An 18,435-nucleotide genomic window follows, 5' to 3' on the forward strand; every position below is an offset into this window, starting at 1 on the left:
CTACTCGTCGCCTGGGGCGTCATCTCCCTGGTAGGGCGCTCTGATCAGCCGGGAATCCCGGATGATGCTGGTTACAAGCCAGACATAGGATTGCTCGGCGGTATCGAAGCCGAGAATGCTGAAGGCGCCGCCGAAAGGGCATAGCGGGAAGTCTGGAAAGCCCTCGCGCAGCACATAGCGCTCGGGATCGCGCTCAAACTCATTCTTGTAGACTTTGCGCAGGCCGTGCTTGCTCGGAACATCCTCGTCGCCCGCTGGCGTCGTTTGCCGATCCGCGACAAGCCGCTCGGAAAGGTCGCGGTGACAGATTTCGTCGAAGACATCGAAGGCGTCGATCAGCAGACCCTTATGGTTGGTCGCGGGATCGGTAATCGCGTATATGTTGGACGCGTCTTCTCCATCATCCCCGCTTTCGAGGCGCAACGCCGCATCGACGGTTATCGCGCATGGATCGAGCGTTGATCCCAGTTCGAGATCGATGAGATGGCCGTCCTTGACGCGGTACTCGCGGTCGTAGCCCTTCGCGACGAAGGACTGGACTGCTGCTAGGACGTCGGTCACTTGGGATGTCATTGTTGCACCTTGGCTTTGCATGGCATTGGACACGCTCTAATATCAGGGAGGCTGTTGCGGCTCAGCTGACGGAGATGAAAAGCAAACGCGCGCTATTCATATCCACTTGGCCTTCTTGAACCGCACGAACAGGTACAGGCAGAACATCGTCATCAACCCGAGCACGACAAAATAGCCATAGACCGTGTCCAGCTCGGGCATGTTCCTGAAGTTCATGCCATATATCCCGGCGATGGCCGTCGGGACCGCCAATATGGCGGCCCAGGCCGCGAGCTGGCGCGTGGTCACGCCCGTTCTTTGCGCTTCCAACAGGCTGCTGAACTCGAAGACGGTGGACAGAACCTGCAGGAGGCCATCGACCATGGTCTGCACGCGAGCGACATGATCCGCGACGTCGCTGAAATAGGGTCTGACTTCTGAACTGATGCAGGGGAAATGGCCTCGGACGAGTTTCCGGACCAGTTCAGCCATAGCGCCGAGCGTGCGCTGGAAGCGCGTGAGTTCGCTTCTCAGCCCGAAGATGCGGTCGATTTCTGCCCGTCCGAGAAAGTCGTCGAGCGATCGTCTCTCCATCGCCAGAACGTCATCCTCGATCATCTCGAAGATGGGAAGATATTGATCGACGATCCGGTGCAGGATCGCATGCAGCACATAGTCGACACCTTTGCCAAAAAGCGCCGGCGAAGCCTCGAGTTGCTCGCGAAGATTGCCGAGCGCTCCGCCGTTGCCGTGCCGTACGCTGATGAGATGGTTGTGACCGGTGAAGATCGCCATCTTGCCGTAGCGGATCTGGTCTCCATCCAGCTCGGCGGTCTGAGCGACAACATAGAGCTCTTCATTATACGCTTCGAGCTTGGGCGGGCAGAGCGGGTGCATCGCGTTGTCGATTGCCAACGGATGGAGGTTATACGTCGTTTGGATCGCTTTAAGCTCGTCGGCGGTGGGCTCGCGAAGCGCGATCCAGCAAAAGCCGGAGCGATCCTTATCGAGCTGGACCTGCTCGTCGATCGCGATTTCGCGGACCCGCAGGCCCTTGTTGTAATAATAAGCAGCGATGACGCTCATGCCGGTCTCGCAGGGATGCGCAGGCCGCGCTGCACCGCGGGCCGCGCCAGCCCGCGGCGGAGCCATGTCTGGACGTTCGAATATTCGCCGAGGCCGAGGATGTCGCCGGCCGCGTAGACTTCGGCCAGTGCGTTGACCCACCCAAGTGTCGCAATGTCCGCGATCGAATAATCATCGACAAGCCATTCGCGGCCTTCGAGCTGGCGGTCCAGCACCCCCAAGAGACGCTTGGATTCATCGATAAAGCGCTGCCGAGGGCGCTTGTCCTCATAGTCCTTGCCGGCAAATTTCAGGAAAAAACCAAGCTGACCGAAGGTCGGCCCGACGCCGGATACTTGAAAGAATACCCAAGCCAGCGTCTCGTAACGCTGCGCGGGCGCACTCGAATTGAGCTGGCCGGTTTTGTCGGCCAGGTAGAGGAGGATCGCGCCCGATTCCCATATGGCGATAGGGTTGCCGTCAGGACCAGCCGGATCGATGATCGCCGGTATGCGGCCGTTGGGGTTCAACGATACGAACGCTGGATCCTTCGACTCGTTGTTCGAGATATCGACCAGGTGGGGCTCGTACGCCAGGCCGGTCTCCTCGAGCATGATCGAGACCTTGACGCCATTGGGGGTGGGAGCGGCGTAGAGTTGCAGGCGATCGGGATGCAATGCGGGCCAGCGCTGCGTAATAGGAAAGGTCGAGAGGTCTGGCATAAATCTGCGATCCTGTGCTGCGATGGCGACTATATGGACCGACCCGTCTCTCTGAAGCAGGGTTGGATGACCGCGTCGTTGTACGACGCGGTCATGAAGATTGCGAACGGGATCGGCGGAGCGGCAACAGCAGTTAAGCCTATCCCGCTGCCGTCCCCGCCGCGGACTGATCATCATCAACTTTCTGGCGCTTTGGAAGCACCCAGCCGGGACGGACGAAATGGCAGGTGTAGCCGCCCGGGCGTTTCTCGAGATAATCCTGATGGTCCGGCTCGGCCTCCCAGAAATCTCCGACCGGCACGACCTCTGTCACCACCTTGCCATCCCACAGTCCGGAGGCATCCACATCGGCGATCGTGTCCTCGGCGACGCGCTTCTGCTCCTCGTCGACATAATAGATGCCCGACCGGTAGGAGAGCCCGATATCACCGCCTTGGCGATTCTTGGTCGTCGGGTCGTGGATCTGGAAGAAATATTCCAGGATATTGCGGAAGGTCGTCACTGCCGGGTCGAAGATGATCTCGATCCCTTCGGCATGCGTGCCGTGATTGCGATAAGTGGCGTCCGGGACATCGCCGCCGGTGTAGCCGACACGGGTCGATACGATGCCGGGCTGCTTGCGGATCAGATCCTGCATGCCCCAGAAACATCCGCCGGCGAGAATAGCGCGCTGGTGCATGTCAGGCCTCCTCGACCTGATCGAGATATTCGCCATATCCTTCGCTCTCCATCTCGTCGCGCGGAATGAAGCGAAGCGACGCGGAGTTAATGCAGTAGCGCAAACCTCCGCGATCGGAGGGACCGTCCGGGAATACATGACCGAGATGACTGTCGGCGTGCACCGATCTGACTTCCGTCCGCACCATACCGTGCGCGCTGTCGCGCAACTCGTTCACATTTGCTGCAACGATCGGCTTGGTGAAGCTGGGCCAGCCAGAACCCGAGTCGAATTTGTCGGTCGAGGCGAACAAAGGCTCTCCCGACACGATATCGACGTAGATGCCTGGTTCCTTGTTGTCATCATACTCCCCCGTGAAGGGCCGCTCGGTGCCCGACTCCTGGGTGACGTAGCGCTGCTCGGCAGTAAGGAGATCAACAGCTTCCTGCGACTTTTCGAACTTCATGATAGTCTCCGATATTGATCTGAGAGGGCGAAAAAGCCGCCGCTTATCGTGTCAGTCACTGCGCCGACTATCGCAGTGCGCCTAGGATTTATCCAATAGGCTGTGCCTATAGTTTCCATAGCACCGACGCTCTCGCGACGGGGTTTAGTGCCACGCATATCCGGCTGCCAGTTGCGCGATCTTCCGTATCTCGACGGGTGCGGTGGAGCCAGATACCGTCGCGATCACGACTTCGCGCTCCAGGGCAAATCCCTCGATCGGCCGCGTAACAAGACCGGGCGCCGTGGCGGATCGTTCCGGAAGAATGCATATGGCGGTGCCATCGGCGACGAAGTGTTGCACCCAGTCCTCGCGGTCCGATCGAAAGCGGGGCTGCATGAGCAGGTCGTGCCGCGCGAAATGATCGAGGATCTGATCGCGAAACTCGCACTTGAGGCGATCGACGAAAGGAAACTCGAGCAGGTCTTCTCCGCGCACGATTTCGCGGGATGCCAAGGGATGGCTCGCAGAACAGCCCAGTACGAAGCGCTCTCTGAATAGCGGATGCACATCGAGCTTAGGCTCCGGCCTTGTCTCGCGCGGCATGATGCACGCATGATATTTTCCGGACAGAATGTCCGAGGTGTCCTCGTTCGGCTGAAGCGAGTGCAGCTTGATTTCAATGGATGGCACCTCCGCCAACGCGCTCTCGAAAAACGCGGCAAACTCCTGCGGTCCGACAGTCGGCGCGACCGCCACATCCAGAACACGGTGCATCCCCATCGCCCAGTTCTCGGAATGATTGCGGACGCTTCGCATCGCCACCAGCATGCGCCGGAATTCTGTCTCGACGTCCCGGCCAAGGCCGGTCAGGCGACTGTTTTTCCCGTCGCGGTGAATCAGCGGCCCGCCGAGCTCCTCTTCCAAGCGGCGGATTGCGCGGGTCAGGCTCGGCTGCGACACACCGCTCAGGCGAGCGGCCGCTGTAAAATTCAGCGTCTTGGCCAAGTTGATGAAATAGCTGACCTGATTGAGTTCCATAGTCCGTCGATCCATGCGCCTGACTGATGCTTCTTCCGAAAGACCGCGTTCCTGGGAGAGGCGAAATAAGTATGCGCGACGCATATAATCATAGTGTGCAGCTTTGTCTATATGCGCGGCGCATATATTTTATACGCGATGCGATGCGTAGCCGTGGCCGTGGCCGTGCGCTCGGGCTGCCGAAAGGTCTGGGAACACAACGGCGAAGCCTCCAGACGGCGGTCCGACGCATATGACAGCGACAATATTCACGTGTATTCGCGAGGCTGGCTCTTAGCTGTCCGGACACCTCGAGGCGTCTGAAGAACTAGATTGATCTAAAGCTTGCGCCGCCTTGCTCTGCGACGGGGCCCTATGCGCCGCCCCTCCGCGCCCGGATCTCGGCGGGATCGAACTGATACAGGATACGGCCCGCAGGCATATAATTTAGGGTCATCAGTGCGCCGTTACGCACCTTGAGGAAATGCAGCGTGTCGCGCGCCGCGCAAACCCAGCCCAAACCCTGCCAATCGCCGGGCCCGGCGAGCTCCACCGCATCATCGACCGGAATCACCAGATCGATCTCACCATAGGGATGGCCGTGACAATGACCAACGAATATCGTGTCGGCGCCCGGCTGCCGGCCAGCCACCACCTCGGTACCGTGGTCTCATTCTTAGCGGACGGGTCACCGTCAGCCTGATTGGCGCCCCTGATATGCCTCTCTGTGAGCGGCGAGGAAGGCGGTCAGCTTGGTTGGCATGCGTCCCGTTATTTGCTCGACCTCTGTTGTGGTCCTGTCCTCCGACCCATATGAGATCGCGTCGTCCATGCGCGCGAGCGTGTCCGCATATCCCTCAGGAATGCCGAACCCGGCGTAGCGGCGTGCAAGCTGCTCCACCGATAACCGGCAGTGGTGGACGGGGCGCTGGGCCACGGCGGTGATTCGGTCCGCAACCTCGTCATATGAGAGAGCTTCAGGACCGGTCAGGATCCTTTCTCCTGACCCGAAAACTGGATCCACCAAGGCTTCGACTGCGACCGCCGCTATGTCGGCTGCGTCGATGAACGGGATACGCCCATGCTTCGTCGCCGAGTAGATGCAACCCTCGTTGATGATCGACGGGAGATGCTGCGTAACGAAGTTCTGCATAAACCAGCTCGGGCGCAGTATCGTCCAGCGAGGCGCGTTGGCGTTGAGCCACCCATGAACCTCACCCATCATCGGCCCGCCCTCGTCGATAGACGATGCGCTCAGCAGCACCAGCTGGGCCACTCCTTGTGCCACGGCCTGTTCCAGCAGCGGGCGCATGACGGTCAGGTGGTCCGTTCGGTCGGTAGGAGCGACCAAGTAGATCGCGTCCACACCCTCGAGCGCGGTACGGTGGGAGGCAACGTCGCCCCACTCGAAGCGAACCTGCTCCGGCATCGTGGCGTTGCGGGTTGCGATGCGGGGTTCGACACCGCGTGCCGTAAGCTGCTGCGCAACCAGCGCGCCCGTCTTGCCCGTGCCCCCAGTCACCAAGACCCGATCAACCATGGTCTGACGCTCCGCCGACAAGGGCATCGACAACCGCGCTGCCGCGAAGCGCGCGCAGCACCACCAGCGGGTTCCAGTAATCGCGATAGTGCATAATCCGCCCGGCGTCCGTCCGGATCACGGATATGTAGCGTTGGTCATAGGATTCCCCGGTCGCAACGCCGCTTCCGAAGCCTTCGAACTCGACAATGGTAACATCGGGGTCGGTCGTGGCGTGAATGGTCGGCTCACCCATGCGGTCGAAGGCTATCATGTCACCAAGGCTTTCAAGGTGACGCGCGATAGCAGCCTTTCCAACCAACCGGGTCGGAAGGCCTGGCGGCGAATAAGGAAATTCCATCACCCCATTTTCAGCCACCATGTCGAGAAAGGTGGCAGCATCGGGAGCGAGACGATCACCCAATGCCTTTCGAAGCATCGCTGAAAAGCTTTCCACACTGTCTGTCATGAACTAATCCCAATCGGTTGGAACGGTAGCGTTCCGCTGAGATATATAGGAAGGCATCGATGGAACACAAGCGTTCCGACGGAAATCCGAAAGCAGCCCGTGTTCTCAGCGGAGCAGCGGTCATGCGTGCTGACGTAACGAATGCACTGACGCGCAGCTTCTTCGAAGAATGGGCAAGGACTGGCTATGCGGGTCTGAGCCTCGAACGGGTGGCGCGAACTGCAGGGGTCGGCAAGGCTGCGCTTTACCGCCGCTGGCCGGACAAGGTGTCGATGGCCAGCGATTTGCTGTCGCATGTCGGGTTGACGATGACCGATGTGGAAGAGCACGGCTCGCTGGAGGCTGATCTGCAAGCGGTGCTCCTCGCCATCCGCCGCGTTCTGAGGCATCCCAAGGTGCGACGGATTCTGACCGACCTTCATGGCGAGATCGAGCGGACGCCGGCATTGGAAATGGCGATCCGGCCTTTCCAGCGCGCACGGCGCGAGCGGATCAATGGCCTGATTAATCGGGCGATCAAACGCCGGGAAGTGTCGCCCTTGGTGGACCGTGAGATGGCGGCCGACCTCATCGCAGCCCCGTTATACTGGCGGATCGCGGTATTGGGGGGACGATCGGATCGCGCCTACATCAAGCGGCTTGCCCTCGTCACGGGCGCCGCGCTTCGCGCAAGCGCGCCTTCGTAATTTGCCTTCCAGATCGGCCCATCACGTCCGCAAATTGCGAGCCCTACCCGTCGCCACTTTTCCCGCGTTCCACCCCCCGTTCGTGCAATTCGGCGTCGATGGGGCAGTTGGTGCAGCCTTCATAGCAGCACAGGCGGCAGATGCGGTAGGAATGCTCCAGGTTTTCCAGGCGATCGCGCAGGACGCGTTCAGCCATGTCGCATAGGATTTTCAGTTCGTCGGGCTTCAGGATCGATAATCCTTCGGCAATCACCTCGTCGCGCGAAGCAAGAACCTCGTCGCTCGCAATCTTTCCGGTTGGAGTGAGGTAGAGGGCCCGCGTGCGCCCATCTGACGAATGCTCCCTGCGTTCGATCAATCCCTCGGTAGCCAATCGATCCACCAGGCGAACCGTCCCTGCATGGGAAAGGCCTACCCCGACCGCAAGCATGCGGATCGAGAGCCCGGGCTGGTGCGCGAGTAGCGCCAGCGCTGAGGCGGCGGGGCCAGCTTCCGGTGCCCGCGATGAACTAGCGCGAACGATGTCGTCGCTGATCATCAGTGCGAACGCCCCAAATATATTGCGGTCTCGAGGTCCATCCATCGGCGCGTCTATATGTGCGCGGGGCATAGACAGCAAGTCATAGACTAGCCTCCTTTTATCCGCGCGTCCGGCGAGGAAATCTCGGTTTTAAAAGGGTTTTGATTCCACCGACTGATAGCGCGCGCCAAAAAAATCACTTCCATCTTATCAAGGCGCCGGGCTGGATTGATACCTTGGGGCTATGGCGCGCGACGAACGGGTTAAAAAAATGCCCGAGGTCGCGGCTAAGAATGTGTCAGCGCCGCCATCGACGCCGCGCAGGTGATGATATGCAAGACCTCAAGCTTCACCCCGGTGTCGCACCTCCACCATGTCACCGCGCGCAATCATGATTGTATCGATTTCATCCAAGAACAGTCCATGCTCCAGGACGCCCGGGATTGTGGTGATCGCGGCGGCGATCTCGCGCGGCCTTGGTATCTCATCCAAAGCTGCGTCCAGGATGTAATTGCCCTGGTCCGTGAGGAAGGGCGTCCCACCCGCTTCGCGAACAGTAACACGGGCTCCGAGTGCGGACAGGCGTGCACGAACAAACTCGGTGGCGAAAGGAACCACCTCCACGGGCAGAGGGAATTTGCCGAGCTGCGCAACAAGCTTGCTGGAATCGGCGATGATGATCACGCGCGTGGATGCGGACTCGGTGATTTTCTCGCGAAGCAGGGCGCCGCCTCCCCCTTTGATGGCTTGGAAGCGGTCATCGATTTCATCGGCGCCGTCGATCGTCAGGTCGACAGCGCTAAGCTGTTGAAAGGGAACAAGCGGCACCGCAAGACGGAGAGCTAGAGCTTCGGTCGCTTGGGATGTGGCGACCGCGGTGATGCGAAGGCCGTGCTTGATGCGCTCGCTGAGGCTTTTCACGGCATAAGCGGCGGTGCTTCCGGTCCCTAACCCGACAAGCATGCCATCGCGAACCTCATCGACTGCTCTCACCGCCGCGATCGATTTCTCAGCGACGAAGTTGGACATGGAGCGAGACCCCTCCTTTCTGGCCGAGCGGCCAGCCTTAATACCTGCGGAATGCAGTCGCGCGAACAAGGTTTGACGCTTCCAACTCGGTAGGCCGTTACCACTTCCTCTCTAAATTGTCGCGCTGCCGCCCATGAGGTGCACGGATACGTATATGAATGGCGCATATATCTGTTTTGCGTTTTATGCCTTCGATCTCACCGTCTGACGTTCCGCGCCCATGTTCAACTGCGCCGCGCGGACGCAGGGCGCAGATGCAGGACTGATTCTGCAAAGCAAGGGAAGACGCGAACAGTTATGTGCATCCGTGCGACCCAAATGGAGGGCTCTTCAACCAAAACTGGAACCGAAAATCGATGCAATTGGAACTTAGCCTTTTCGGATTACGACACGATTGAGCCGGCTCTGGAATCACTTCGCGATAGCCCCGCTCGCATTGTATTGCGAACCGCCCTCACTAGATTAGACCCATGCAACAAAATCTAGTTTCCTTGCGCGAGCATCGCGAGCTCGGCGACGTCGCCTGGCTGCGCGATCTGGACGCCGGTCTCGCGGTCGCAGCCGAGCAGAGAAAACCGGTTCTGCTGCTCTTTCAGGAGGTGCCGGGCTGCTCGACGTGCGTGCGTTTCGGGCAGGATGTACTGACCCATCCCTTGATGGTGGAACTTATCGCAGATCGGTTCGTGCCCGTGGCCATCTTCAACAACCGCCCGGGGGCGGACGCCGAGATCCTGCGCCGCTTCGACGAGCCATCATGGAATAATCCCGTGGTGCGGTTTCTCGGGCCCGATGGCGCCGAGTTGCTGCCCAAGCTCGCCGATCGTTATGATGCGCCGGCTCTGCACCAAAAGATCGTCGCCGTGCTGGAATTGCTCGGCGGCGACGTTCCTGGCTACTTCCGCCTGTTGGGGCGCGACCTGCTGATCGAAAATGGCCTCAGCAAATCGGCGACCTACACGACGCCGTGCTTCTGGTCGGGCGAAACGAGCCTCGCGCAGCATCCGGCGGTCATCACGACCGACGCTGGCTGGATCGATGGCGAGGAAGTGGTGCAGGTCCATTTCGATCCCCGCGCGGCGGCGCGTTCCGAACTCGATGCTTATGCCCACGAGGAGGGATTTGGCGCGATCGACAGTGGCGGGTTCGCGCTTGACGGTGAACCGCAATTCTATCTGCGCAAAAATGCGGCGCGCCATCTGCCGCTGACGCCGGCTCAGCGCACGCAGATCAACCTCGCTATACCCTATCGCACACCGCTCGCGGACTTTCTCAGCCCGCAACAATGCGCGTGGCTAGCCAATCCGCGGCTAGAAGCACCGGGCGAGAATGAAGCCTATCGCAAGGACATTCGCGAAAGCCGGCCCGTGCTGGCGCAGCGGCTTGGTTTGGTCGAAAAGGAGACATGATCATGGATATTGCTGCCATCGGCCTCATCGAAGACGAAGATATCCTGCTCGACCTGGCATCGCTCGCTCTCAGCCAACTCGATCATGAAAATGCGGACATCGCCCATTATCTCGACATGCTCGAAGATATTGAGGACCGGGTGTGCGCTGAAGGCCGAAGCGCGTTCCTTCCGGAAGAACGGGCCGCGGCGCTTTCGCGCGTTCTGCACGGCGAACTGGGGTTCGTTGGCGACGATGAAACTTATGATGCACCCGTCAACGCGGACTTCATCAGGGTGCTGGACCGAAAGCGCGGCCTGCCGATTGCACTGTCGATCCTCTATGTCGCCATGGCCCGCCGGACGGGCTGGAGCGCCTATGTGCTCAATCTCCCCGGCAAGGTGCTTGTCCAGCTGGGCGAGAAGAATCCGGTGGTGCTCGATCCGTTTGCCGGAGGCGCTGTGCTGTCAGCGGGACAAGTTGCAGCGGTGTACCGTGCGAGTCTAGGCCAGGAAGGCGGCGCCGCCGCACTCAGCGCCGTGCGGATGAGCAATCGCGATGTGCTGGCCCGGCTGCTGAACAATCAGGGAATCCGCGCAGAGCAGGAAAAGGATCATCAGCGGGGTCTCGCAATTTATCAGCGGATAACCAGGGTCGCACCGAGGCGCCTCGAGGCCTGGCAAAATCTGGCGCGTCTGCAGTTGCAATCCCGCGATGTCGAGGGCGCCAAGGCAAGCCTGTTCGCCATGTCGGAAGTTGCACCTGACAGGCGGACTCGTGACCGGATCATGGAAGCATTTGAAGCCCTGACCTAGACGAGGCCTGACACATCACATGTCGCTGCGCGCCGTTGCGCTCCTCTCCGGGGAGTCGACGTCGATGGCGATGTCCTTGGCTTCGAAGGGCGTCCCTACAAGCGGTGCGGCCTCGATAACGACATGCCGCGAAATGTCGCAGGGCTGCTCCCCGAAAGGCGGCTCGACCGCGCCGATCGCGCGAAAACGACTGACCACCCGCCGCCGGCATCAAAAAACCATGTTGAAGCCATAGAGGTGGAGAGCGAGCGTCACCCAGACAAACGTGACCCCAGCGAGGACCAGCAAAGTCGCGCCGAGCTTCACAGTCCATCGGCGCTTGTCCCTGATACTCAGCAAGAGATGCCAGAATGCTGTCGCGAGCAAGTAGCGGCAGATCCGCTCTTTCGTGTAGATTCGCGTATAGAGCACTTATTCCGCCCACATGGCATTGAACCGCTGGATGGACATATCTGCTGACCGTAAGTCAGGGCTTGCTCACGGCCAAATCTTGCCATTTAAGGCGCGACCGTCGGCAAAGGGGGCGGTCTTGCGACCGTCCCCTGCTCCACCTCAGGCACCAAATGCGCCGTCGATCGTGTGCATGGCGCCAGTGACAAAACCCGCTTCGGGGCCAGCCAGCCAAGCAACCATGCCAGCGACCTCTTCGGGCCGCCCGTGGCGCTTGATCGCCATGAAGCTGTGCATCAGCTCGCGCATCGGTCCGTCCTCGGGGTTGGCGTCGGTATCGATCGGGCCGGGCTGCACGATATTGATCGTGATTCCGCGCGGTCCGAAATCGCGGGCCAGTCCGCGCGCCATGCCCTGCAGCGCCGATTTGCTCAGTGCATAGGAGGCCATGCCGGGGAGAGGCATGCGGTCGCCGTTTACCGAACCGATCACGATGATGCGGCCGCCGTCGGGCATCTGCCGCGCGGCCTCGACCGACGCATGATAGGGGGCGGTGACGTTGACGCGGATCAGCCGGTCGACGTCGTCGGGATCGAGGTCGAGCGCGTCGCCGAACAGCGCGAAGCCGGCGTTGACGACCAGTATGTCGAGCGGGCCGCTCTCGCGCACGCGTGCAATCACTGCGTCGCGGTCGCCGCTGTCGGTCGCTACCGCGCTGGTGCCGGTTTCGGTCGCCAGCTGCTCGGCCGCCTCGCGCGATCCGTTGTAGGTGAAGACGACCTTGGCGCCGTCGGACGCAAAACGGCGGACGATCGCCGCGCCGATTCCGCGGCTGCCGCCGAGGACCAGAACGGATTTTCCTTGAAAGTTGGACATCGGGAGACTCCTTGCTTATTAATGTATCGTCCACTACATAATATCGCGAAAGCCATCGTCAAGGCATTTTGTAATGGTTACTACAAATAGATCCCGCACGCGTGGCCGTCCACGTAAGTTCGATCCCGAGGCAGCGGTGGCGACTGCGCAGCAACTTTTCCATGAACGCGGTTATGACGCCGTCAGCGTCGCCGATGTCACCGACGCGCTCGGCATCAATCCGCCAAGCTTTTACGCCGCTTTCGGCAGCAAAGCCGGACTTTACCAGCGCGTGCTCGATTATTGGACGGACACCGAAGCGATTCCGCTCGCGGACATTCTGCGTCCCGACGTCCCCGTCGCCGATGCCGTTGCGGCTATGCTGGAGGAGGCCGCGCGTCGCTATGCGTTCAACCCGGCGGCAGGCGGGTGCCTTGTACTCGAAGGCACGCGTTGCAACGACGACGATGCGCGCGAAGCCGCTCGCGCGCTCAACCTCGGTGCGGAAACGTTCATCCATGACTATATCGCGGCGCGCCATCCGGAGGCGGCCGATCAAGTGACCGATTTTGTCGCCACGACGATGTCCGGGCTTTCGGCAAAGGCGCGAAGCGGACACGACCTATCGCGCCTCCTCGCTACAGCGCGGCTTGCAGGCAGCGTTCTCACGCAGGTGCTGCCGGCTTGATAGCAGCATGATCAGAAGGTGGTGAATAAACCGGCCGATTAGAGCTAGCACGATTGACCGAAGATGCCCCTGATGCGCCCTGTGGACAGTACTGGCCGTTGCACGAACCGCTCCGCGGATTGGCGCTAGCCTCGATGTAAAGCGGCCCGACGAACGCCGCGCCTGATTGAACGTCTGCGGTCAGAGGCAGACCCTTTCGACTCCTTCAACTGAGGAGTCGAACGATGAACGAGCTTATCCAGATTGGCCCGATCAGCCCGCTGCGCCAGCGACTGATCGACGATATGACCTTGCGCGGGTTCTCCACGGAGACGCAGCGTAACTATCTTCGCGACGTCGGACGGTTCGCGACCTGGCTGCGTCGCTCGCCCCACACCGCGAGCACCGAGGATATCCGGCAGTTCCAGTTCGAGCAGCAGCAGGCGGGCGTGCCGGCGCCGACGATGAACAGCATCGTCGGCGCGCTGAGGTTCTTCTTTACCCACACGCTCGACCGCCCCGATCTCGTGCGTAAGCTGATCCGCACCAAGCAGGTCCGCAAGATCCCGGTCGTTCTGACCATGGCCGAGGTGAAGCGGCTGCTCGATGCCACACGCTCGCTCAAGCATCAGGCGGCGCTGTCGGTCGCTTATGGCGCGGGCCTGCGGGTGGCCGAGGTGGCAGCGCTCAAGATCAGCGACGTCGACAGCAAGCGGATGCTGCTCCGGATCGAGCGCGGTAAAGGCGGACGCTACCGCAACGCGATGCTGCCCGAAGGCCTGCTCCTGCTGCTCCGCGACTGGTGGCGCGCCGGACGGCAACAGGGCTTCCTCGTTCCCGATGGCTGGCTCTTCCCCGGACAGAGCGCTTCGGCTCCGATCAGCACGCGCCAGCTCTACCGCGTCGTCGTCGAGGCCGCTGAGGCCGCGGACATCGACAAGCGCGTCGGACCGCACACCCTGCGGCACAGCTTCGCCACCCATCTTCTCGAAGATGGTGTCGATATCCGCGTCATCCAGGTCCTGCTTGGCCACGCCGCGCTAAATACGACCGCCTTTTACACGAAGGTCGCCACCAAGACGATGCGCGCGGTGACCAGTCCGCTCGACAGGCTCGCGCTCGCATCGCCGAGCAAGGAAGCCCCTGACGGCTGAGGCGGGATGCGCGCCTCACTCGAGGTCGCCGACATCTTCCGCGCTGCCGGGCCAACCTACCGCGCCGCCCATGTCGGACATCTGAGCCTGCATCAGCTCAAGATCATGTCGGCGATCGAGCATTGCCGCACCGCCGCGCTCGGCGGTCACGTCGAGGCCTGTACCGACTGCGGGCACTGGCGGATCGCCTATAACAGCTGCCGCAACCGGCACTGTCCAAGATGCCAGGGCGCTGCCGCGCGCACTTGGCTCGATGCCCGCGAGGCCGACCTCCTGCCCGTCGGCTATTTCCATGTCGTGTTCACCCTGCCTGCCGAGGTCGCCGCGATCGCCTTCCACAACAAGGCGCTCGTCTATGACCTGCTGTTCAAGGCCGCGGCCGATACGATGCTCACGATCGCCGCCGACCCGAAGCATCTTGGCGCCCGGATCGGCATCACCGCCGTGCTTCACACCTGGGGCTCGGCGCTGACCCATCATCCCCACATCCACATGATCGTGCCGGGCGGCGGCATCTCGCGCGATGGAACACGCTGGATATCCGCCCGCCCCGCCTTCCTGCTCCCGGTCCGCGTCCTTGGTGCCCTGTTTCGCCGCCTGTTCCTGACCCGGCTGCGCGCGCTGCACGATGACGGCAAGCTCGCCTTCTTTGGCAGCCTGACGCATCTTGCCGAACGACGCGCATTCCTGCGCCACCTCTCGCCCGTCAGGAAGAAGCGCTGGGTGGTCTATGCCAAGCCGCCGTTTGCGGGCCCCGAGGCGGTGCTCGCCTATCTGTCTCGATACACCCACCGGGTCGCCATATCGAACAGCCGCCTCCTCCGCTTCGACGATGCCGGGGTCACCTTCCGCTACAAGGATTATCGCAAGGCCGGCGCCGGACGGCAGCAGGTCATGACACTCGCCGCCGACGAGTTCATCCGCCGCTTCCTCCTCCACGCCCTGCCTCGCGGATTCCACCGCATCCGCCACTATGGCCTCCTCGCCAGCGCACGCCGCAAGGATCATCTCGAACGCGCGCGACGTCTGCTCGATGTCGCGCCTCCCCCGTCCGAGGAACCGACCGACGATGCAGAGCCCCGACCGACCTGCCCGTGCTGTGGCGGCATCATGATCGTCATCGAGGTGTTCGAGCGCCGTTATCAGCCTCGCGCGCCGCCACCGCCATCCCTCGCACCCGGGACACCTACGCCGTGATCCGGCACGGCCTGGCACCGACACGATCCAGCGCACCCCCGCCCCTGGAAGCGACCCCGCTCGCGCCGGTGCTGCTCAAAAGCAGACGTCGCCATATCAAAATCGGCCCGTCCGCTTTTCCACGTCCGCTTTTGCGATCTAAATTCAGAAGGTCCGCTATCGCGCACGTCCGCTTTTGGGCAACATCTGGCCTTCCCACCATCAGCACAAAACTGCTTTCCCCATAGCTCAGCCCACGATCCCCGCGGTTCGGGCATCGAAGACTTTCTGACGCCTAACGGCGTCTGAAACTCTCAACGTTTGCTGACTGGCCGCTATTGGCGTCCAAACAAACAGAGCGGACGTTCAGCTGCACGTCAGAGCGCTCGCCCTCAGGGTGTTCAAATCGACACGTCAGACTTCGATGCCTTCCGCCAACGTCAGCGCAACTTCCAAATCAACGCCGAGGTACCCCACTGTGTTTTCAATGCTGATGCGACACCTTGGCCGGCCCCTCTTTCGATCATGCCATGCGTGTAGGCGGTTCGGCTGTCGCTCGATCAGCCGCCGCCTCTGACCATACAGGACGGTTCTGTCCCCACTTCCGCAGCCAGGCCGGCACGCGTTCGAAGCTGATTGCGCGGCTGAACAGATAGCCTTGCGCGATATCGCAGCCGAGATTGCGCAGCTGAACGAGCTGGTTATCGTTTTCCACGCCCTCCGCGACCGTGACGATGTTCATACGATGCGCGATGTCGATCACGCCGTGAACGATTGCGAAATCGGCGCTGTCTGCGCTATCGAGCCGTGAAATGAACGATCTGTCGATCTTCAGAACATCGACCGGAAACTGCTGTAGGTGCGTCAAGGATGCATAACCGGTACCGAAGTCGTCGAGGGCGATCGACACGCCCTCGGCTACCAAGGCTTGCAACGCACGCTCTACATTGAGGGCAAGATGATCGACGAAGACGCTTTCGGTAACTTCCAGTTCGAGCTGCGTCGGCGGAATGCCGGCGCGGTGAAACTTGCCGAGAATACGGTCCGCGAAGTCGTCGCGCCGGAAATCCGCGAGCGAACCGTTGATTGCGATACGGCCGAAGGCAACGCCCTTATCGCTAAAGTCCGCTACGTCAGCAAGTACGCGGTCGATCATCCGGTCGGTCAGTTCACTGGCGAGCAGACTGTCGTCGAATGCAGCCTGAATGCTATTGGGGGGCAGAAGGCCACGCCGATGATGGTGCCAGCGTAGCAGCGCTTCGAAACCGATGACGTCGCCGCTGCGAAGGTCGACTTTTGCTTGATAGAAAGGGATGATCCGGTCGTCGCGAAGAGCCTCGCGCGCCTCGCGCAGCATGGCCTTGCGGCTCTCAGCAGCCTCGCGCATCTCGGAGCGAAATTCGCGTACGACCCCCGCGCCTTCTGCCTTCGCCGCGTAAAGCGCGAGGTCTGCGCTCTTCAGAATCCCTTCGGCGTCGTCGCTGTCGGCCGGCCACACTGCGGCGCCCGCGCTAATGCTGACGGGCAAGACGCTCTCGTCGATGGTCAGTGTATCCGCGACGCCCTTGAGGATTGCATCAACAGCCGAGGCGCGCGCGGAATCAGGAGCCAGCCCCGGCACAATCACCGCGAATTCATCGCCGCCGAGCCGGGCCACCGTCGCACTGGCAGGAAGGTTACCCTGCAGGCGTCGCGCTATAGTTTTGAGAAGCTCATCGCCCGCCGCATGCCCCATGCTGTCGTTGAGGAGCTTGAACCCATCGACATCTATAACGATAACGCAAACGCACGAAGTGTCTGCGGCGGCCCCGGCGAGCGCCTGTTCCAGTACTTCGCTAAAGAGCTTGCGGTTGGGCAGTCCCGTGAGGGGATCGTGGTTCGCAGCCCATCGCAGCTCCTCCTCGGACCGGCGCGCGGCGGTGACGTCAAGAAGCGCGCCGATCGACCGTACTGCATGCCCCTCGTCATCGCGCACGACGTAGCCCCGCGAAAAGAGGTTGATGAAATTGCCATGCGCAGCGCGGAACCGATATTCATGACTCCAGCTATCCTGGACGTTGCGCAGCACCGTGTCATATGTCGCGTCCACGCCGGGCAAGTCATCAGGATGAATCCGCTCCTTCCACCAGCTGACCGGAGTGCCTTTCGACGCTTCCGGATAACCCAGCACGTCTACCGCTCCGTTGCCCCATTCGATGCGGTCGGTGCGGTGCGACCAGTCCCAGATCACATCGTTCGTGGCGTGGGAAGCCAAGCGGTAGCGCTCCTCGCTCTCCCGCAAGGCCAGTTCCGCAGTCACCTGATCGTGGATATCTTCCAGAGTTCCATACCAGCTGACGATCCGCCCGTCAGCGTTGCGACGCGGATTGGCTCGCGCGCGGCACCATCGGTAACTGCCGTCCGTGTTACGAACTCTGTACCGCACGTCAGCAACAGCATTGTCGACCGATGTCAGTGCCTGGCTCCAGTGCGCGAGAACGCTGGGCAGGTCGTCGGGATGGAGATAATTGGTCCAGCCCCCGCCGAGCGCCTCCTCAGCGGGCACGCCGGTGAGCTCGGTCCAGCGCGGCCCCACTTCGACGATCTGTCCTTCGGGATCACTGATCCATGGAATCTGGGGGTTGAGTTCGACCGAAAACCGGTAATGTTCCTCGCTTCGCCGAAGAGCTTCGATCAGCGCAGACATTTCCGACCGCGACCGAAGCGATTCATACACCGCCGACCGCGTGGTCGCGATTGTTCGCAGGATGACCCCGGCTCCAAGCAGGAATGTCAGGCCCATCCCCGTGAAATACCAGTCACGCGAGACGAGTAGGCCGATGGTGACCGGCAAAGCTCCGAACAGGAGAACAAGCCGGGCCGCGGCGGGGAGGGCCTGCAGGCAATAGCAACAGCTGATCGAACCAACGAATATGAACAGCGCGATAGCGGTCGTGTGAAAGGGATCGGCAACCAGGAAAAGAAAGAGGCCCCAGCCTCCGAACATGAGACTGAAGGCACCGGCTCGAAGGACCGTGCCGCGCAGATATCGGCGAATATGATCATCGGTGGCGACGGTGCCTCTTCGCAAATACCACGCTGCTCCGCGCACCCCGATGATCACCGTCAAGGCCAGCGGCGCCATGAAGCTGATGGCCCAAGATTCGCCGTCGGCGGTTACGATCGCGAGAAACAAGACGTTGAGGAACATGAGCGCGTACATGAGCGGAACTTGCCGCGCCAAGCTCGCATATTGCTCGCGTAGGACAGCGTCCGATTGAACGGACAAATTACCGCTGGCGCCGAGGGCCATTTTTACTGCAATCCCG

The 18,435-nt window shown here is 61.3% G+C and carries 19 protein-coding genes; 6 read left to right on the forward strand and 13 right to left on the reverse strand.

Features of this window, described 5'->3' with window-relative positions; translation table 11 throughout:
• The 9 genes from A3E77_RS03515 to A3E77_RS03555 all read right to left on the reverse strand — a co-directional run bounded on the left by A3E77_RS03515 (nt 1) and on the right by A3E77_RS03555 (nt 6,450).
• Nucleotides 1-561 carry a hypothetical protein gene (locus A3E77_RS03515; protein WP_003044962.1) on the reverse strand — a complete coding sequence of 187 codons (561 nt, stop codon included), beginning with the start codon at nt 559-561 and terminating at the stop codon, nt 1-3.
• A gap of 108 nt (nt 562-669) precedes the next feature.
• Nucleotides 670-1,638, reverse strand: a complete 969-nt coding sequence (locus tag A3E77_RS03520) for a magnesium and cobalt transport protein CorA (protein WP_003044960.1) — start codon at nt 1,636-1,638, stop codon at nt 670-672.
• A complete protein-coding gene (locus A3E77_RS03525; RefSeq protein WP_003044957.1) occupies nt 1,635-2,339 on the reverse strand; it encodes a glutathione S-transferase N-terminal domain-containing protein in 705 nt (234 codons plus the stop codon). The genes A3E77_RS03520 and A3E77_RS03525 overlap by 4 nt, the downstream gene beginning before the upstream one ends.
• 139 nt (nt 2,340-2,478) lie before the next feature.
• Nucleotides 2,479-3,018: a peptide-methionine (S)-S-oxide reductase MsrA gene (gene msrA, locus A3E77_RS03530; protein ID WP_003044954.1), complete on the reverse strand. Its 540-nt coding sequence runs from the start codon at nt 3,016-3,018 to the stop codon at nt 2,479-2,481.
• Between the two features lies 1 nt (nt 3,019).
• Nucleotides 3,020-3,463 carry a peptide-methionine (R)-S-oxide reductase MsrB gene (gene msrB / locus A3E77_RS03535; RefSeq protein ID WP_003044951.1) on the reverse strand — a complete coding sequence of 148 codons (444 nt, stop codon included), beginning with the start codon at nt 3,461-3,463 and terminating at the stop codon, nt 3,020-3,022.
• Nucleotides 3,464-3,607: 144 nt separating this feature from the next.
• Entirely contained in the window at nt 3,608-4,483 is an 876-nt protein-coding gene (locus A3E77_RS03540) for a LysR family transcriptional regulator (protein ID WP_003044949.1), read from the reverse strand.
• Nucleotides 4,484-4,835: 352 nt separating this feature from the next.
• Nucleotides 4,836-5,114: a 4-hydroxylaminobenzoate lyase gene (locus A3E77_RS03545; protein WP_003044946.1), complete on the reverse strand. Its 279-nt coding sequence runs from the start codon at nt 5,112-5,114 to the stop codon at nt 4,836-4,838.
• A gap of 42 nt (nt 5,115-5,156) precedes the next feature.
• Nucleotides 5,157-6,002, reverse strand: coding sequence for an NmrA family NAD(P)-binding protein (locus A3E77_RS03550; protein WP_003044938.1), 846 nt, complete (start codon nt 6,000-6,002; stop codon nt 5,157-5,159).
• Nucleotides 5,995-6,450 carry a nuclear transport factor 2 family protein gene (locus A3E77_RS03555; protein WP_231292902.1) on the reverse strand — a complete coding sequence of 152 codons (456 nt, stop codon included), beginning with the start codon at nt 6,448-6,450 and terminating at the stop codon, nt 5,995-5,997. The genes A3E77_RS03550 and A3E77_RS03555 overlap by 8 nt, the downstream gene beginning before the upstream one ends.
• 59 nt (nt 6,451-6,509) lie before the next feature.
• Here A3E77_RS03555 and A3E77_RS03560 point away from each other — a divergent pair, with 59 nt between their 5' ends.
• Nucleotides 6,510-7,136: a TetR/AcrR family transcriptional regulator gene (locus tag A3E77_RS03560; protein WP_003044933.1), complete on the forward strand. Its 627-nt coding sequence runs from the start codon at nt 6,510-6,512 to the stop codon at nt 7,134-7,136.
• Between the two features lie 43 nt (nt 7,137-7,179).
• On the opposite strand, the gene A3E77_RS03565 is transcribed toward A3E77_RS03560, so the two are convergent.
• Together A3E77_RS03565 and rpiA are read right to left on the reverse strand one after the other, a co-directional pair.
• The gene (locus A3E77_RS03565; RefSeq protein ID WP_231292901.1) at nt 7,180-7,674 is read right to left on the reverse strand and encodes a MarR family winged helix-turn-helix transcriptional regulator; all 495 of its coding nucleotides are present in this window, start codon (nt 7,672-7,674) and stop codon (nt 7,180-7,182) included.
• A 324-nt stretch (nt 7,675-7,998) separates the two neighbouring features.
• Nucleotides 7,999-8,685, reverse strand: a complete 687-nt coding sequence (gene rpiA / locus A3E77_RS03570; RefSeq protein WP_003044927.1) for a ribose-5-phosphate isomerase RpiA — start codon at nt 8,683-8,685, stop codon at nt 7,999-8,001.
• Between the two features lie 491 nt (nt 8,686-9,176).
• Between rpiA and A3E77_RS03575 the strand changes: the two genes are divergently transcribed.
• Both A3E77_RS03575 and A3E77_RS03580 read left to right on the forward strand, forming a co-directional pair.
• Complete coding sequence (locus tag A3E77_RS03575; protein ID WP_003044924.1) at nt 9,177-10,091, forward strand: VPGUxxT family thioredoxin-like (seleno)protein, type 2; 915 nt, start codon at nt 9,177-9,179, stop codon at nt 10,089-10,091.
• Nucleotides 10,092-10,093: 2 nt separating this feature from the next.
• Nucleotides 10,094-10,885 carry a SirB1 family protein gene (locus A3E77_RS03580; protein WP_011540427.1) on the forward strand — a complete coding sequence of 264 codons (792 nt, stop codon included), beginning with the start codon at nt 10,094-10,096 and terminating at the stop codon, nt 10,883-10,885.
• A gap of 552 nt (nt 10,886-11,437) precedes the next feature.
• On the opposite strand, the gene bdcA is transcribed toward A3E77_RS03580, so the two are convergent.
• Complete coding sequence (bdcA, locus tag A3E77_RS03585) at nt 11,438-12,151, reverse strand: SDR family oxidoreductase (RefSeq protein ID WP_003044917.1); 714 nt, start codon at nt 12,149-12,151, stop codon at nt 11,438-11,440.
• A 73-nt stretch (nt 12,152-12,224) separates the two neighbouring features.
• Between bdcA and A3E77_RS03590 the strand changes: the two genes are divergently transcribed.
• From A3E77_RS03590 to A3E77_RS03600, 3 genes are all read left to right on the forward strand, one after another.
• Nucleotides 12,225-12,818 carry a TetR/AcrR family transcriptional regulator gene (locus tag A3E77_RS03590; protein ID WP_011540425.1) on the forward strand — a complete coding sequence of 198 codons (594 nt, stop codon included), beginning with the start codon at nt 12,225-12,227 and terminating at the stop codon, nt 12,816-12,818.
• Nucleotides 12,819-13,042: 224 nt separating this feature from the next.
• The gene (locus tag A3E77_RS03595; protein WP_003044904.1) at nt 13,043-13,951 is read left to right on the forward strand and encodes a tyrosine-type recombinase/integrase; all 909 of its coding nucleotides are present in this window, start codon (nt 13,043-13,045) and stop codon (nt 13,949-13,951) included.
• A 6-nt stretch (nt 13,952-13,957) separates the two neighbouring features.
• Nucleotides 13,958-15,148 (forward strand): IS91 family transposase, encoded by a 1,191-nt coding sequence (locus A3E77_RS03600; protein ID WP_251644548.1) that lies wholly within the window; start codon nt 13,958-13,960, stop codon nt 15,146-15,148.
• A 502-nt stretch (nt 15,149-15,650) separates the two neighbouring features.
• Here A3E77_RS03600 and A3E77_RS03605 read toward each other — a convergent pair.
• Nucleotides 15,651-18,419: a putative bifunctional diguanylate cyclase/phosphodiesterase gene (locus tag A3E77_RS03605; protein WP_251644547.1), complete on the reverse strand. Its 2,769-nt coding sequence runs from the start codon at nt 18,417-18,419 to the stop codon at nt 15,651-15,653.
• Nucleotides 18,420-18,435 lie beyond the last annotated feature (16 nt).

The organism is Sphingopyxis sp. RIFCSPHIGHO2_12_FULL_65_19, from assembly GCF_001830555.1.
Taxonomy (GTDB): domain Bacteria; phylum Pseudomonadota; class Alphaproteobacteria; order Sphingomonadales; family Sphingomonadaceae; genus Sphingopyxis.